The 17656-nt window shown below is 36.2% G+C and carries 15 protein-coding genes; 5 read left to right on the plus strand and 10 right to left on the minus strand.

The genetic code is table 11. The features are described from left to right. Positions 1-441: 441 nt before the first annotated feature. Positions 442-1626: a MalY/PatB family protein gene (locus tag I5776_RS03315; protein ID WP_202778960.1), complete on the plus strand. Its 1185-nt coding sequence runs from the start codon at positions 442-444 to the stop codon at positions 1624-1626. Positions 1627-1710: 84 nt separating this feature from the next. On the opposite strand, the gene I5776_RS03320 is transcribed toward I5776_RS03315, so the two are convergent. The 3 genes from I5776_RS03320 to I5776_RS03330 all read right to left on the minus strand — a co-directional run bounded on the left by I5776_RS03320 (position 1711) and on the right by I5776_RS03330 (position 4890). Continuing rightward, positions 1711-2208, minus strand: a complete 498-nt coding sequence (locus tag I5776_RS03320) for a DUF2798 domain-containing protein (RefSeq protein WP_202780656.1) — start codon at positions 2206-2208, stop codon at positions 1711-1713. Between the two features lie 850 nt (positions 2209-3058). After that, positions 3059-3493, minus strand: coding sequence for a hypothetical protein (locus I5776_RS03325; RefSeq protein ID WP_202778961.1), 435 nt, complete (start codon positions 3491-3493; stop codon positions 3059-3061). A gap of 497 nt (positions 3494-3990) precedes the next feature. Next, the gene (locus I5776_RS03330) at positions 3991-4890 is read right to left on the minus strand and encodes a LysR family transcriptional regulator (RefSeq protein WP_202778962.1); all 900 of its coding nucleotides are present in this window, start codon (positions 4888-4890) and stop codon (positions 3991-3993) included. 145 nt (positions 4891-5035) lie between these two features. Between I5776_RS03330 and I5776_RS03335 the strand changes: the two genes are divergently transcribed. Then, positions 5036-6055, plus strand: coding sequence for an alpha/beta fold hydrolase (locus tag I5776_RS03335; RefSeq protein ID WP_202778963.1), 1020 nt, complete (start codon positions 5036-5038; stop codon positions 6053-6055). Positions 6056-6239: 184 nt separating this feature from the next. Here the strand turns inward: I5776_RS03335 and I5776_RS03340 are convergent, their stop codons facing one another. Then, on the minus strand, positions 6240-7109 hold the full coding sequence (locus tag I5776_RS03340) for a hypothetical protein (protein ID WP_202778964.1): 870 nt from the start codon (positions 7107-7109) through the stop codon (positions 6240-6242). A gap of 33 nt (positions 7110-7142) precedes the next feature. Beyond that, positions 7143-7685, minus strand: coding sequence for a hypothetical protein (locus I5776_RS03345; RefSeq protein WP_202778965.1), 543 nt, complete (start codon positions 7683-7685; stop codon positions 7143-7145). 241 nt (positions 7686-7926) lie between these two features. Between I5776_RS03345 and I5776_RS03350 the strand changes: the two genes are divergently transcribed. Further along, positions 7927-9135 carry a right-handed parallel beta-helix repeat-containing protein gene (locus tag I5776_RS03350; protein ID WP_202778966.1) on the plus strand — a complete coding sequence of 403 codons (1209 nt, stop codon included), beginning with the start codon at positions 7927-7929 and terminating at the stop codon, positions 9133-9135. Between the two features lie 41 nt (positions 9136-9176). Here I5776_RS03350 and I5776_RS03355 read toward each other — a convergent pair whose 3' ends face one another. The 3 genes from I5776_RS03355 to I5776_RS03365 all read right to left on the minus strand — a co-directional run bounded on the left by I5776_RS03355 (position 9177) and on the right by I5776_RS03365 (position 13685). After that, positions 9177-10949, minus strand: a complete 1773-nt coding sequence (locus tag I5776_RS03355) for a pre-peptidase C-terminal domain-containing protein (RefSeq protein WP_202778967.1) — start codon at positions 10947-10949, stop codon at positions 9177-9179. Between the two features lie 175 nt (positions 10950-11124). Next, a complete protein-coding gene (locus I5776_RS21345; protein WP_246483898.1) occupies positions 11125-11637 on the minus strand; it encodes a hypothetical protein in 513 nt (170 codons plus the stop codon). Between the two features lie 452 nt (positions 11638-12089). Beyond that, on the minus strand, positions 12090-13685 hold the full coding sequence (locus I5776_RS03365; protein ID WP_202778968.1) for a WG repeat-containing protein: 1596 nt from the start codon (positions 13683-13685) through the stop codon (positions 12090-12092). Positions 13686-13938: 253 nt separating this feature from the next. Here I5776_RS03365 and I5776_RS03370 point away from each other — a divergent pair, with 253 nt between their 5' ends. Further along, a complete protein-coding gene (locus tag I5776_RS03370) occupies positions 13939-14088 on the plus strand; it encodes a hypothetical protein (RefSeq protein ID WP_202778969.1) in 150 nt (49 codons plus the stop codon). 130 nt (positions 14089-14218) lie between these two features. Here I5776_RS03370 and I5776_RS03375 read toward each other — a convergent pair whose 3' ends face one another. After that, positions 14219-15769: a multicopper oxidase family protein gene (locus I5776_RS03375; RefSeq protein WP_246483899.1), complete on the minus strand. Its 1551-nt coding sequence runs from the start codon at positions 15767-15769 to the stop codon at positions 14219-14221. A gap of 168 nt (positions 15770-15937) precedes the next feature. Here I5776_RS03375 and I5776_RS03380 point away from each other — a divergent pair, with 168 nt between their 5' ends. Further along, positions 15938-16918 (plus strand): RpnC/YadD family protein, encoded by a 981-nt coding sequence (locus I5776_RS03380; protein WP_202778971.1) that lies wholly within the window; start codon positions 15938-15940, stop codon positions 16916-16918. A 256-nt stretch (positions 16919-17174) separates the two neighbouring features. On the opposite strand, the gene I5776_RS03385 is transcribed toward I5776_RS03380, so the two are convergent. Next, the gene (locus I5776_RS03385) at positions 17175-17582 is read right to left on the minus strand and encodes a DUF4183 domain-containing protein (protein ID WP_246483900.1); all 408 of its coding nucleotides are present in this window, start codon (positions 17580-17582) and stop codon (positions 17175-17177) included. Positions 17583-17656 lie beyond the last annotated feature (74 nt).

Genomic DNA, 17656 nt, shown 5'->3' on the forward strand with positions numbered 1-17656 from the left:
AAACCCCGTAGATAATTAAAATTCTACGGGGTTATTATTATTAAGGTATCATTGTTGTTTTCTTTTTTTGTACTGTTATTTGTGGTGTTCGATGAATCTTTTGAACACCTGACCAATGTAGTTTTAGTCCTCTTTTGGAAGAACAATTCCTTTATACAGTTGAACTGTAATGAAGTAATAAATTTAGTAAATGTAAATTGGGATAGCCCTGTTTATCTAGATAAGGAGCGAGGGTTGGGAACACAAAAATTGCTAATTCATTTTTCCTAGTGGAAAATGGTTGTTATGAATATGTGTATTAAAAAATGTATGGTACAGTGAATGGTATAAGAAAGACGATAGAATGTGTATAAATAGAAAAAGGGATTAATTGGAAAAGGTATTAAAAGCTGAGGCAATAGCATTAATCTCAAAATTATAATGTAAAGGAGCGATAATAGTATGTATGATTTTGAAACGGTTGTTAATCGAACAAATACCGGATCTTCAAAATGGGAACAAATGAAAGGGTGGAATCCGAATGTATCTGAAGAGGCGATTCCTTTTTCAGTTGCGGATATGGAATTTAAAAATCCACCTGAAATTATAGAGGGATTAAAGGAATATCTAGATTCCAGCATTTTAGGGTATACGCAGCCAACTGAAAATTATCTGAAAGCCGTATGCGGATGGATGGAAAAGAGGCATAATTGGAAAATCAATTCCGAATGGATTGTTGGTTCGGCTGGTGTCGTAGGTGCATTTTATTCGGCGATTCGGGCCTTTTCGAATCCTGGTGACGGAATCATTATCATGAGCCCTGTCTATTATCCTTTCTACAGTGCAATAGAGTTAAATAATAGGAAGGTCGTGAAAAATCCACTAATCAATACGGGAAGCTCGTATGAAATAGATTTCAACGATCTTGAAATGAAAGCAAAGGAACATACTAATAAAATATTACTATTCTGCAGCCCCCATAATCCTACCGGAAGAGTGTGGACGAAAGAAGAATTAGAAAAAGTAGGAGAAATTTGTTTAAAAAATAATATTTTACTTATTTCTGATGAAATCCATTTCGACCTCATCATGCCTGACCATAAGCATACAGTATTTGCCTCACTATCAGATGAACTGGCAGACAACACGATTGTATGCACTGCACCTAGTAAAACGTTTAATTTAGCAGGGATGCAGACTTCTAATATTATCATCCCTAATGAGGATTTAAGAGAGACATATGTAAAAGAAATTCAGTCACAAGGGGTTTTTTCGCTAAACATTCTAGGATATAAAGCTTGTGAAATTGCTTATACAAAATGTGAAAAGTGGTTAGACGAGCTTCTAGGTCTCATTTATCACAACCATCTGGAGCTGAAAAAATACATGGAAGAAAATATTCCAGAGATAAAAGTGCATGACTTGCAAGGAACTTACTTACAGTGGATGGACTTTAATGGACTTGGTTTGGACAAAGACGAGCTTGAAAAACTAATGCACGAAAATGAATTATTCTTTGATGAAGGTTATGTATTTGGTGAAGAGGGCAACGGATTTGAACGTATGAATTTAGCGTGCCCGACGAAAACCATGATGGTAGGTTTAGAAAGATTAAAGAAAACAACAGATCGAATTTTAAATAGATAAAAGTATCTAAAAAAAGTGATTTACACAATCTAATACAACTATTAGGTTGTGTAAATTCGCTTCTTATTTATTTCAGTTCTCGAATTAAATTTCTTCTAAGTTCCTGAATTCATTTTTATTAGATTTGATATATTTGGTGAATAGATAGCGGACTACCGGCCCCATAATAATGATTTGTAAAGGTAATGCCAATATGAAGTTTCTACCAAACACAGATAAATAATCTGTTACTATCGAATTGTAATCAAATCCGCTGTTTAAATTGGACATGATAAAACCATAAATTGACATGAAAAATGCCATTCCAATCACCATACAGGTGGAAATTGCTAGCACAGTATAGAGCTTATTATTTGTATTGGCAGTTAATTTTAAGGCAACTTTTTTAGCAATTGGCCCCACAATAAACCAATCTAGAATAAATGCAACGATAAATCCAGTAATCAAATCCACTATTCCTTCTATGAAAGTCATTTCCCCGAACATTCCGTTCAGGTAAAAATTATACATGGTCATAACTAAAACCATTCCAAAACACATCATTAACCCAAATTGTAAACTTTCTTTCTTCGTTGTTGGCAACTCCATCATCCCTTCTTTTGATCTACCTTTGTATTATAGGGATAGTAAAAGCCGCTTCGTAAGTGAACGTTTTGTGAACGAAGGTTTTGGAAAAACAGCTAGTTTGATATGGAATCAGTGGGCATGATGTTCATCGGGGAAACTATTTCAATAATAAACCGATCATTCCATTATTGCATATTATGGATTCTATGCGCCGCAAACTTAAAATTGGCAGTCAATACCGGCGGCTATGATGCACAAATGAGAAAGTATGAGTCACAAACCTAAATTGATGCATCACAAATTGGATTCTATGCGGCACAAACTGAAAACTGGCAGTCCGCACCGGCGGCTATGATGCACAAATGAGAGAGTATGAGTCACAAACCAAAATTGATGCGTCACAAATTATAAAGGAAATGAAATCGGTCTTATCGAATTAATTAGGTAATTCATTTTCTTGAATGGCTGACTGAATGTTTGAATTGATTTATCATGTTGCAGTTTCACTAGTGGGAATAAACGGACTTCCTTATTTCTTTATAAAGGGGCACTCTTATAATATGAATAATAAACAAAGGAAAGAAGAGATTCAAAGGAGATACAGAGAAAAGGCTCAACTAAAAAGAGAAGCAAAAAGAAACAGGATAATAACGTTCATTCTTATAATTTACTTAATTGGCATGCTTATTTATAATTATTTTTTCGATATGTAGACAACTTTATTAAATCAAAAAGAAGTTAAACTTTTGCAAAAGAACTGTTAAAAAGGTGGCTAATAAAATATCGAGTGATCCACAGATTTCTCGGTTCACATACAAAAAGCCAGCAAATTTTGTGCTGACTTCTTTTCATTTGAAAACATAGGCTATTCACTTGTCACTAGTAACTTCCGTGTTTTTGCATCATATATTTTATAACTAATTTCAAATTTATGGTCTTTTGTAACGGTTACCTTACAATAATAGGGGATCGCCTTTCCGTAAGCATCGAGATCGGGTACATCATTGAACGTAAACAAATCATCTGTATCGGGCATGGTAAAATCCGCTTCAGAAGTGCGTCCTGCTGAAGTTATTTCGATTACACACTTCCCGGAAACTACATCGTATTCTTTATGCACAATGTATTTTAAACTTGGGAGAGTAATTACTAGTGATGATACACCGATTAGTAAAGCTAAAATGGCCTTAACTAAATTAAAAAATGTAAATTCTTGATCAACATACATGTAAACAAAGTAAAATATAGAATAGAGAATAAGCACTATTCCAACGATGAGCATAATATAATAAATGGACATGTTTCACTTCCTATAAAACAATTAATTACGTTAGTTTTTAATGAGTGACCTCTTCAGTATTTCAATAACTGCCATTGAAAGTATAAAACTAAGAATATTAATGGTAGAAGACGGTTCAATATAAGTTTCGTAAAAACCAATTATTGGGAGGTAAATGACGAATCCTATGAAGTAAATGAGTATAATTTTTTTCATGAATTGAGTTCGTTTGCAAGTTTATCCACATTGAATTTTAACAGAATGAATGACTGCTTTCATTGGAATAATTTGCTTAGTACTCACTAAGTTGGGAAGGTACTAAAAGGTTAAAGAAAACCATATTGGTACTTGTCATAGCCTGTATGTATTTTACTCATTCCACAATTCTCGATGTAAATCTATTTATACATAATAAAACTGTAAGGCAACAGGATGCCTTACAGTTTATTAACTATTAAATTTCCTGATAGACAGTACCAATAGAAGTTTGGAAAATATCGCTGAATAGTCTAGTCGGTTTAATTCTCCTCCTCTTTAGCTATAATCTCTCTTACTGTTTCAATGAAAGATAGAATGATTGGTGAAAGCCACTTGTCTTTATGCCATAACATTTGTGTATATACGTCCAAGTCAGGAATTTTCCATGGAAGGGCAACAAGTTCGCCTCGCACAACTTCGGCATTTACTGTCATTTCAGGAAGGAAAGCAATACCGATTCCCGTAATTGCACATTGTTTAATGGCTTCGGCACTTTGAAACTCTAAATACGTAATATTATCAATACCCTTTTTCTCAAAGGACCTGTCAAACATGGTTCGATAGGGACAGCCTTTTTCATTAGTAAGGAACACTTCTCCGTGAAAATCTTCCAGTTGTAGGGCAGTTTGTTTCGCGAGTGGATGATCTGGAGCGGTGTAAAAGCGGAAAGTTTCTTCCAGTAATGGTTCCACTTCAAGTCCTGTTGAGAGTATGGGTTCATCCAGTATAAATACGACATCCGCAGTTCCATCAAAGAGCGTTTGCTTGAGTTGCAGATTTGGAACAGAACGGAAAATGAGACGAACTCCCGGATGGCGCGCACGAAATCGTTGAAAGACAACTGGAAGCCGATAGGCGCAAAGAACCTCGTTGGCACTTATCGTTAGGGTGCCACTTAGATGTTCATTGTCATGAACGACACTTCGAGCCTCATCTAATTTGTCTAGAACACTTTGGATATGAGTTAAAAAGCGTTTTCCCGCAGTTGTGAGAACGAGCTGCTTCCCCAAGCGGTCAAACAGACGAACACCAAGCTCTTCCTCCAAAGCTTTTATTTGCATCGTTACGTTTGAAGGGACGTAGTTCAGTGCTTCTGCAGCGCGGCTGAAATTTAAGGTTGAAGCAACCGTGCGGAACGTATGGAGTTGACGCAATTCCATCATATAACCCCCATTTTTTCTTTCAATATTTTTGAAAGCTACATTGAATTTTGTTCACTTTTATTGAGGGTACCACAGGTTTATACTAACAACAAGAAATACATTCTAGATGTTTGTGTTTCAATTTGAAGGGGGCGACAATACAATGGATTATGAGATTTTTGATTTAGGTGACGTGACCTTGCAATCGGGAGTGACCTTACCGAACGCTTTTCTTGCTTATAAAACGTATGGAAAATTAAATGAAAAGAAAGATAATGTCATCGTCTATCCAACTGCTTTTGGCGATCAGCATGTACAGAATGAATGGTTGATTGGTGATGGCATGGCGCTAGATCCGCGAGAATATTTCATTATTGTTCCAAATCTGCTGGGAAACGGATTATCCTCGTCCCCTAGTAACACGCCTGCTCCATTCGACAAAGCGAATTTCCCTCAGATAACGATCTATGACAATGTTCAATTACAATATCGGTTGGTAACTGAAAAGTTCGGCATTCAAAAAATTGCTCTCGTAGTAGGATGGTCAATGGGAGGGGTTCAATCATTCCAATGGGGGGCAAGCTATCCTGATATGGTGGAACGAATTGCACCTTTCTGCGGTGGGGCAAAAACTTGGCCGCAAACGTATGTGGTTCTAGACGGAATGAAAGCCTCGCTCATGGCTTCAGTGGGCTTCGATTCAAGTAAACAAAACCAATTGACTTCTGCAGATATGCGTGCCGTTGGCCGTGTATATGCGGGATGGGGTTTATCACAGACGTATTACAAAGAGGAACTTTATCGAGAGATGGGATTTGACTCATTGGAAGATTTTGTGGTTGGCGTCTGGGAAGATAGCTTTATGAAGATGGACCCACACAATGTTCTGGCCATGTTATGGACAGGACAAAATGCAGATATTAGTGCGAACCCATCCTATAATGGTGATTTCGACGAGGCGCTCAAAAGCATTAAAGCACATGCCTGCGTCATGCCGGGGAGCACGGATCTTTTCTGTACTGCGGACGATAACGAATACGAGGCTAGTCTTATACCTAATGCTGTTTTTACTCCGATCGAATCGATTTGGGGACATTTTGCCGGTCGCGGAATCAACCGAGTCGATAATACATTTATTGATGATAACCTAAAACGCTTGTTGGCGATTAGTATAAACGGATAGCTAATCATTAGTTATTGTCGTGGAAAAATGAAAAAGTAGGCAACAAAAATATGAAATTATATTTCATCAAAAGGTGATTCTTAGTGAGTTTGATTGATAGATAGAGTAGACATGGATTTTAGTTCCGGAAAAGATATAAAAAACTGCACCCCCAACTGTTAGATGGTTTGGGGTGCAGTTTACATTACCTTTTGCCTTTTTTTCCTATAGAAAGTGAAAAACCAAAATTTACCCACCTTCCATCTACTTTATAGTAATTTCCACTTTTCCATAATTTATCCGCCTCTTTGTAATCCTGTTTAACATATAATTCTGCTAATTTTTTGTATGACTTAGGAAAATAAGGTTTTAATAATTGTCCTAAAACTATTTTTGAATCTTTATTAATCTTATTACTTAATGAATTACTTTGCTGGCCATTATTATATAAGGTAAATGAAAGTAGGTCTTTGGTAAAATTAATATTTATACATCCTTCATCTTGAAAACTATAGAAAACAGTATTATTTTCATCTAAAAAATGAAGAGAATTATCGTAGTATGATAAATTTGTATTCTTCGCTAATTTTAAGATTTCCTTTATTTTTTTGTTTTTATTAAAAGTGGAAGTTAATTTCACCTTTGTAATTTTAGTTGTACTTATTGGCCTAATGAGCGATTTATTAGGGGTTAATTTGTATTCTTTTGGATTCTTTAACGGTAAATATACAAAAAATGAATCTATCAAACCTACTCTACCATCAGTAGTTTTAATTTTATAATATGTATCCATTAACCCTTTTATTTTCATTTGTTTTAGTACTGTAACTTTATCGCCTTCCTCTAATTTTCCTAAGGTGTAACATACTCTATTTTTTATTTCTTGACACAAATTCGGATGGCCGTGATGAACTTCCCATCCTTTAAACTTTTGAGGATTTTTGTCTACATCTTTCCAATCTACATTTGGATTATCCCATTCTATTTTTGTTTTAGCTGAGGATACAGAATAAGGGTATATTATCCCAAAAATAAAAACACCTACAAAACAAATTTTTAATAAAGTATATTTCATTATTTTTAGCCTCATTTAATAATTTTTATTTTTCTATTTACTTTTCAACTTAACTAATTCCTTCACATACCCACTTTTCGTTTTACTGTAAACAAATCCTATTCCTTTGACATAGTACTCTGTAGAGGCTCCATCTATATCTACCATAATACTATTTTTGAAAGTGCCAGCTTTCGTCTTGATTGTTTTGTTGGTAGAAACGATTTTAAAGGTTACTCCATCGTATTTCCACTTCTTGCCTTTCTTAAGGGGATAGGATAAGCAAGAGTCCCAAATAACGGCATCATAGTCGGGATCTTTACTTCCTAATTTTAAGCCTTTTTTATCCTCCTTCCATACTTCATACCAATTTGACACTTTCCACAAATCGCCGCCTTTGTATTTCTTCACATACTTTTCTGTGTATGTAGTTTTGCTTCCATTCGGTTCATAATAGGTATAAGTATAGATTTTTTTCGTATTCAATTTGTAACTAGTTTTACTTGCCGCATTTGCTGTTGAAATCGAATAGGGCATGAATGTGCCCAACATACATACAAATACTAGAAAAATTATTAATGTTCTCTTATTCTTCAAAAATCTCTCTCCCTTTAGGTAATATTCCCCATATATATTAATGTAGCGAAAGGAATCAAGCATGTAAATATATTTAAATATGAACAAAGTGGAAGAAAATAATAAAACGATTGAGGAATTATTTTCCGTAATATAGTAAAATAGGTAAAAAGTCGTATCGAAACGAAGTGGGTAAAAATGATGATAAATAAGATACGTATTTTTTATCTAAGTTAATTTTATATAAAAGGAGTCTTTTAAATTGTTAAAAAAAACAGCTAGAATCATTGTTATCATCATGTTTATGCTTTGCTTTTTAACGCCGGCAATTACAGATGCAGCTAGTCGACCTACGTATACGATTACAACGAAAAGTGTTCCAATCGACAAACAGATGCTGAAATACAGTACATATAATAAGTATACAAAGCAGTATTATGTTATCCGTTCATACTTGGAAAAGCTGGAGAAACAGGGGGGAGGAACCCTTGTTTTAAAAAAAGGAACGTACTCGATCCCTTCGACACTTTATGTTCCTTCCAATGTCACCATTCGCTTTCAAAACGGGGTAAAAATAGTAAAAGGAAATAAAACGAACACGAAGAAACTCAAAACAACGAAAACATTGTTCCAATTCATTCGTCCTTCTCGGTCTTTAAAGAAGAACGTATATGACAAGTATAGGGGTGAGAAAAATATATCATTCATAGGGGAAGGGACAGTCAGTTTCGATTTAAAATATGAAAAAGATGCGATAGCGATTGTTGCCGGTCACAACCAAAATCTTACCATTGAAAACATTCGCTTCTACCATGTGAACTCCGGGCACTTTCTTGAAATCGATGCGACCAATAAAGCAATGATAAAAAACAATCAATTTATTGATGCCTCTCCTTCAGCAAATAAATTAAAAGAAGGAATAAATTTAGATACACCCGATCGAACGACGAAAGGATTCGGTCATCCATGGAGTAAATTTGATAAAACCCCTAATCGAAATATTACGATTGAACATAATGTTTTTCAAAATCTAGGCCGGGCAATCGGGACCCATAAATATTCCGAAGGCAAATACCATGAAAACGTGGTGCTAAGAAATAATAAAATAAGCAAAACCAAATCCGATGCCATTCGGGTAATGAACTGGTCGAATCCGACCATCGAAAATAATACGATTGAAAATGTCGATTCCGGAAAGGGCACGTTAAGGGGAATCCTTGCGAGCGGTGTAATCAATCCAACAATCAAAGGGAATACCTTTAAGCAGGTTTCTCGTACGATGCAATTCATGCCATGGAAAAATGAGGGACCTGGTTCCCAATACGCAATCACTGACAATCAAATCACACCCGAGAATATTGACGTATTTAAAACGAATCATTTAATTCAAGTGAAAGAGGATTTTGTTCGGATTAATCATCAATATAATGTGTTTGATAAGTTTACGGATAAGATTTGGATTACGGAATAAAAAACAAGGGGACGAATATACGAATCGTCCCCTTGTTTTTCTTACTTAACAGTCGTTTTAACTGCGGAACTGTAGTTTCCGGCTTCGTCTCTTGCGACGATGGTTAAAACGGTTTTCTTTTTTTGCTTTGGAATTTTTACTGCATATTTCCCTTTTGCTACTGTAGATGTTCCTAATACTTTACTTCCCTTTTTTACATAAACCCGTAATCCAGAGGCTGCAGTTCCGGTTACTTTTGTTGTTTTTGTCGTAATTTTATTTACTTTTGGCGCTGGAACCGGTCCATACACCACTTTCAGGTTGTATTTTTTTGAAGTTGAATAGTTTTCACCTGATGGACGCACAAGAACGTAGTAATACGCCGTTTTTGAAATGGCGAAATCAATGTACTCACTTGTCGTGCCGCCACTAGTTGAGCTTGAAATTTCCGTCCCATATCGATCATAAAGATAAAGCTCATAATCGAAAGGTAAGGAAGTTAATGAAATTCTTGCTTTTTTCCCGGCCGTACCTTTAAATGCATACCAATCAATATCCACAGGTGAATCGATTAATTGTGCATAATTCGTTCTTGATTTTACTATATAAGCTGATTCTAATGTATCATTTGGTTCAAAATTGCTTGCATGAGTGACTTTTTTCGTTGGGTATGTCACTTGTAAATTATAAGAAAATGTTGATGAATACGCACCATTATATGGATAAACGAGTAAGTAGTAAACTCCCGGTTCTCTCACATAATACGAGATCTTTTCAGATGTTGAACTGCCCCTTGTAGAGTAGGCCACTTCATCTCCGTTTCGGTCGAGTAATTGAATCTCATAATCGTATGGAAGACGTTCCAGACGAGCATAAATGGTACCTTCTTTTTCAGCAGTGATTTTATAATAATCAACATCCGTCATTGTTTCAATTTTTGCAGAGTATTTTTTCCCTGATGCAACCGGAAACGCCTGTTCTTTAATGTCATTTGGTTCCATTGCTGCTCCAAATTGAACATTGGATGGAAAGAAAGCTTTAAGCGTATAAGATGATGAAGTTGAGTAATTTTCTCCACTTGGTATTACCGCAACATAAAAAGTACCAGATTCCCTTGTGTAGAAATTGATTACTTCCGGATCTGTGCCTCCATGCCTAGAGGAACTTACCTCTTCACCTGCTGCATCGTATAAATAAAGCTCATAATCAAAAGGCAGGTTTTCAAGTGTAACTCTTATCTGTCCTTCTGTTTTTGCTTGGATTTTATAAAAATCGCGATCAACGGAAGTTTCAATTTTTGCTCTGTAAGGTGTTCCAGATCGTATAGGATAGGCATTTTCTTTCGTATCATTTGGTTCGAAAGCTGCATTAAATTGTGGTTGCTCGGATGGATAGGTAACCTTAATTTTATACGATCGGGTAGTAGAGTAGTCACCATATGATCCTACTACTTTTAAAAAGTACTTGCCTGGTTCCCTAGCTATGAAATTAATTACTTCAGAGTTCGTTCCGCTTCTAGTAGAAGAAGTAATTTCGTTTCCATTTTGATCGTAAAGCTGCAATTCATAGTCCAATGGTAATTCTTCGAGAGTTGCACGAATATCTCCTTCCTCAAGAACATTAATACCGTACCAATCCACATCTGTGTCAGAAGAGATTTTTCCGTATTTGTACGTTCCATTCATTAATTCATTTGCATACTCGAGTGTATCATTTGGTTCAGACTCTTGATTTCCTGTGTCCGCACTTGCCTTCATTGCTAATGATGGTACGATTCCTAGAAGCATGATAAAGGAAAAGACAACAGCAATTAATTGACGACATCTTTTATTCATGATAATCCTCCTGTGTAAAAAGTTCTAACAGTTAGATTATATTGGAAATTTCATTGTAAATAAATACTATTTTTATAGAATAATTTAGAAAGAGATTATCTTAAATTACGAATCAATCAAAAATGAGGGAAGACTCCAATCAAAGAAAGGACTACAGATTCTGTAGCCCATTTTTTTAAAAAGTTATGCTGTCCCCGACCATTGAAATCGTAGCGAAAAAGACAATGAGTGTAATAATGATTCCAAGAACACCGTAAAGTAATGTCGCTCTGGAATAGTTCTTTCTAGGATTATCAGCACCGAATGCCCAAACAAGGAGCAATATTAAGTTGACTAGCGGGATAGCTAGTAGGATTAACGTACCAAACCAGCTCAATACAGATAATTCTTGTCTCTCCACATGCTCGAAACGATCGCCGTTTGCAATAGATTCTGACAGTTTGAACGCGTTTCTCTGCATGAGAAGATATAATGCGATGCATACGAGGACGACTCCCAAATGCATTCCCCATCCCATTCTGCCGAAGATCCCGGCGATAAGATAAGTAAAAATAGAGCTATAAATCTTTCCGATAAAGTAAGCTCCACCTTGAATAAATGTAATCAATGATGATACAAAAATCATTAAGCCGATAACAAAAAGGATAATAGCAACCGCTACCGTTTTCTTACTTTTACCCTGAAACAAATCATTCATCTCCAGCCATCATAAAATAGTATTATAACTAAAATAGTTTACCATGGGCTAAAGAAAAAGGATGTGGGTAATTATTTCCACTGATTTCGGTAGAAGTTTCATCGGTCATGTTGGCTTTCGTTAGTGTCTTGGTGCGTAGGAAATCTCCCAAAAGAAAGTAAAACCTTAAATTTGGTAGATAAGTGCGCGTGAAAACCCCCAAAAGAAAGCAAATCTAGAAATTTGGTAGAAAAGAAAGCCGTAAATCTCCCAAAAGAAGGTAAAACCGAAATTTTGGTAGAAAAGTGCGCGTGAAAACTCCCAAAAGAAAGCAAAACTGAAATTTTGGTAGAAAAGTGCATTTAATAGCACCCAAAGAAAGGAAAACGACGTCCACCAAGAAAGCCCTAAACAACATGACTAAGACCAAATCGAAAAATGCGATTTGGTCTAGTCGATCCATTTTAATAATAGCTCAATTTTATAACTACTTTACCTTTTTTATCAACGAAGCCTGTTTTTCCGTTTTTCTTCACGTAAACTAGCCCTTCATTGAAAGCTCCCACTTGATCATACTTAGGGGTTACAACAACTTTCCCTTTATCATTGATAAATCCATATTTTCCTTTGTAGGAAATATAGGTTAAATAATCTTCAGACTTGTAAAACATGCCGATATCATCATATTTAGGTGTTACTAGTACTTTCCCCGACGAAGTGGCTATTCCAAATTTAGAACCTTTTGTGATTCGAATCAGCCCTTTATGCTGAAATGGATCGATTCGGTCATAGATTGGTTTAATGATAACTTTCCCTTTACTATTAAGAGCCCCTTCTTTGTTATTTTTCTTAAAAATAACAAAATTACCTGTAAACTCACCATCTCCATAGGTTGCAGCTCTTAAATAGTCATACGTTGGCTTTACAATGATCTCGCCTTTATCATTAATCAAACCGTATTTATTATTTTGCCTAATAGTGGCTAATCCGTTTTTGTCAAATAAACTAATCGCTTCATAATTAAAATTGAGAATGACCTGGCCCTTTTTATTAATTACACCATACTTGCCGTCTTTCATGACGACTGCAGCATTTTGCCAAAATTCATAAAGTGAACTTCCGTCAGAATCGTAAGCTTCCTCATACTGGGGTTCAACAATCACTTTTCCATTTGTATCGATGTAACCTAGTTTCTCATCGACGATTACTGGAGCAAGCCCTTTTCTAAATACATCGACAGAATCATAAAGCGGCTCAGTAATAATTTTTCCCGTGGAACTAATGAAACCATATTTATCTTTAATTGTTGTTTGGGCATATCCGTTAAACAACGTGGAAATGCGATCGTATTTAGGTTCAACTGAAATTTTTCCGCACGCATTTATAATTCCGTATTTGCCATCCATTTTTATTTTATATGTTCCATTACCAAAATGGCTGATGGAATCATAAGCTGGTTTGATGGTGACTTTCCCTTGTTTATTAAGTAAACCGACCTTTTTATTTTGAGAAAAAGTAAAGACTCCGCCAGTAATATCGGTGATTTTGTCATAGGTTGGTTTGAGGACAACCTTCCCAGTTTTATCGATGATTCCATACTTTCCTTTGCTTTTAAAGTAGGCAACACCATTTCTAAATCTTCCAATTTCATCATATTTGGGCTTAGCAATCGTTTTCCCGCTAGTGCTAATCAATCCATATTTATTCTTTTTCATCACGATGATCGGATTGTTCAAACCAATTTCGGTAAAATCATATTGGGGTGTGACAATCACTTTTCCCTTTTGATTAATGAACCCGTATTTTTTGTTCTTTTTAACTCGTATTAAATTTGCCCGATCAGATTGATCGATTTCTTCATATAGCGGTTTAATGGCAACTTTTCCTTTTTTATCTAACATTCCGTATTTCCCATTTTGCTTAAACATGACTAGACCATTTTTGAATTCAGTGCTTAGAATTTTTTTACTGCTTGCAGCACGCGTGCTGGATTGCGATGTACCTAATAGCATGCCAAACAGAATAACACCAATGAGCCAAATCTTTAAGATTTTTTTCATATGCTCCTCCTCTTTAAGAGTTTGTTATACGTTTATTTTAGCGCAAAACCCTGTTTTAGTTTATGAAAATTAGCATAAAAAAGATATAGGAGTTTTCTACAAATTACTACCTATTTCTGCATCATAATTCCCGAATTTTGTCGAGGAGTGTTAAGCTAAAAGGTCAATATAGTATGATAAAATAAGGTTGCAACTGAATATTGTGAGGGTGGTTGGTTGTCACTTCTTCCGTTAAAGGAAGGAGGTGATGATCATGGAAACATTTCTTGAATTCATTCGTGAAATTTCGAAGGGGATTGTGCGAGAAATTGCAGCACATGTCTTTCGAAAAAACGTACTAGATAACAAGAAAACCACCCGACGCCGTCGAAAGCAGGGTGGTTCTCGAAACTCAAATAAGTAATTTTGACAACCACCACCCTGACGGTAGAGGTTGCGAGGAGAAGTGTTAGGTGCACTTCTCTTTTTTTAGTATATTCCCATTATACACAAAATAAACCATAAAATAAAGTGAGATTGAACCCGCTGCCCTATTACTCTATCACCTTAATCGGCCGCATCATATCATGATCTTCATGCTCTAAAATATGACAATGCCAAACATAATCACCTGTAAAATCTTCAAATCGCATGATGATGCTTGTGACCATCCCGGGATCTGCTCTTACTGTGTCTTTCCAACCCTTTTCACTGTCATCCGGCTCTATCGCTGGCCCTGTATATTGAATATGCCCGTCTTCGAGGAAGCGATCCAAATTGAATGGTCTTCGATGCAAAATTTTGAACTGGACAAGATGAACATGGATTGGATGGGCAAAAGGAGTGGTATTGATAAACTTCCACGTCTCTACACAATTAAGTGTAGGAATTTCAGTGACTGGATCATCCCACATACGATGGTCAAGCAGCAGCATTGGCCGGTTATATTGATCGGTGGTTGCTCCAACTGTCAATAATCTCGTTTTTGTGGACATTTCCTCCGTTAATGGCTCAACTGTACAAAGTGATGAAGGAATTTCACTTGTATCTTTTTCTAAAAGCGGCAAAACGACCTGAAATTGCATGATAAAGCTAAGATCTCCTTCATCATTTGTATTTTTAAGAATCAATGATTGCCCATTAAAGGTTGAAAAATCGATAATAATATCTGCCCGCTCCGCCGGTTCTAAAGAAAGTGAGTTAAGTTTAACAGGTTCCGGCAAAAGCCCTCCATCTGTACCAATTTGATAAAAGGGGTCGCCATTTTCAAAGCTAAACGTATAACCGTTCGTATTCGATGCATTTAACATTCTAAAACGATATTTGCGGGGCTCTACTTTTAAATTAGGCCAAAGCTTCCCATTGACAACAATCGTATTGCCGAGAAATGCCGGAACCACCGATGGATTTACCTCTGCAGGCGGATTGGTATTTTCGGGATAAAATAAAGAACCATCTGCATTAAATGATTTATCTTGAATCATTAAAGGAATCTCGTATTTTCCCATCGGAAGTTGCAGCTCCTTCTCTAAAGGATCCCGAACGAGGTAAAAGCCGGCAAGCCCTGCATAGACATTTAATCTAGTAATCCCGAGGGAATGATCATGGTACCAAAGGGTCGACCCCATTTGATGATTGGTATATTCATATACTTTTTGTTTAAACGTTTCTCCTGTTATTTTAAAGTTCGGCGTAAACCAAGCATCTGGGTGCCCATCACTATCGGATGCGACATGGGCCCCGTGTACATGCACAACTGTTCGAACATCCGGTGCATGGGAAGCCCCGTGAAGCGAGTGATCGATTGGCAACAGATGTTTACTTGGTAGATGATTCATCCATTTTACTTTAATCGTTTCATCCTTGTTCACATGAAAGGTGGGACCGGGATACAAACCGTCATATCCCCAAACTGTCGTTGCCGGAAAGTATTTATGAAATCGATGCATAGCTTCCTTCATTTCAATTTCATAATAAGGATGTTTTTCCTTCACATGTCGATTCGGCCTTGCAATAGGGGGAATCGGTAGTTCATCGACGAATTTCGGAATTGTTTCCGGCACAGAAGGATCGACCCTCGTTTTTTCTGATGTAGGCTTTTGCAATGAAAACACTCCCTTATTAAAATTTCCATATAGACAGTTTATGTAGGTCATTTGTTTATGGAAGGGGCAAAAGCGGAGATAGTGACACTTTTGATTGAAACATATGTTCCTGTTTTGTTATAATATTTGTAAACATTATTATTTTTTTAAAAAGGTTGTGGTAAAATAATGTCAAACTTTCTTGTCCTAGAAGAAACAGAGGAGTATCGTCAAGACCTAGTAGATTATGATGGTCTTTGGAAAAAGCTGATAATGGATTTATTTGAAGAATTTGTTTTGTACTTTTCTCCAGATTTGTATGAAGCGATTGATTTTACACGCACTCCGAACTTCTTAGAACAAGAGCTTTACAATGAAATTATTAAAGAAAAGAAAGGAAAGAAAATTGCAGATAAGATTGTCAAAGTGTTTTTAAAAGATGGAAAGGAAAAATGTATTTTCATTCATATTGAAATCCAGGGTCATCCGGATTCTCATTTTTCCAAACGAATGTTTCAGTATTATTATCGTATTTATGACCGCTTTGATTGTGATGTATATGCGATTGCTCTATTAACAGACCTTTCGAAAAGCTTCCAACAAAGTTCCTTTCAGTATTCTTTTTTTGGAACAGAGGTTACGTATAAATATCAAGTGTACAAATTTCTCGATCAGGATGTGAATGATTTAAAACAATCGAGCAATCCCTTTGCTTTGGCAGTTCTGGCTGGGATCTATCTTAATCAAACGAAACAAGACAACGAGGAACGTTCCCGTTTAAAACTCCAATTATTATTAGACGTTCTGGAAAAAGGACATTACCCACATAAAGAAAACCACTCAACGATCTCAGCATTATTTTTTTCCATAGACTATTTAATGAAAATCCCAGAGAATTTAACAAAAAAATTAAGAGACGAAATTATGCCCATCATTACAAAGGAGGGAAAATACATGATCCATTCCGAAAAAGTGCCATCACCAACTCTTGCAGAAGTATTGGAACTATACAGGAATGAAGGGATAGAAAAAGGAATAGAAAAAGGCCGTTTAGAAGAACGTAGAAATTTAGCATGTGAGCTCATTCGGGAAAACTTTTCAAATGAAAAAATAGCAAGGATGACAAAGCTAAGTATAGAAGATGTGACGGAACTTAGGGGAAAACTATAGTTCTTATAGTATCCACACTTCCAGAGTCAGTCCCAAGCATTTTAAATGTTTGGGACTGGCTTTTTTTTGTTTTTTAGAGTCATAACCGAAATTGATGGGAATTCCATACGTCACAATACGAAAATCGGCTTAAAAAGCCCGCCGCTATGATCCACAAACCTGCGGGGATGAGTCACAAACCGAATTCGATGCGCCACAAACCAAAAATCAGCAAAAAAATAAACCTCAACTATTGTGGAGGTAAGAAAATAACAGGTTATGACTGAATCGTTGTATTCACTGAGAGACCCGTTGTATTTGTAGTGGATGAAGCAGTAATATTTACTACCTCAATATTGACGGAAACACCAATGGTAAGAGCCGTACGAATCGTGAGGTTGTTTGCTGTAAGGGTTACGAGTCCACCTTGTTGCAAAATGCCATTCACAAATACGTTGTAAAATGTATCTGCGCCGGGAACTGGTAATCCACCAGGGGGCAAGTTAACGCCTTGGTCATTTTTAAAAGAAGTAGCTGGTACCGTTGTCACTCCACCTAAAATATTTCCAATGACAACACTAGCGAAATAACGTGAAACAATTGGTGTTACAGCTGTTTGTGTAGTGGTAGTTCCTGAAAGGGTACTTGTTGCTGATTGGTACGGCTTTATCAACCGCAATGACATTGCAAATCCCTCCCTTTGTTATGACTTCTTTTACTATATGTCCTGGCAATGAAAAAACCTGTATGTTTGTCCAA

Source organism: Heyndrickxia vini, assembly GCF_016772275.1.
Taxonomy (GTDB): domain Bacteria; phylum Bacillota; class Bacilli; order Bacillales; family Bacillaceae_C; genus Heyndrickxia; species Heyndrickxia vini.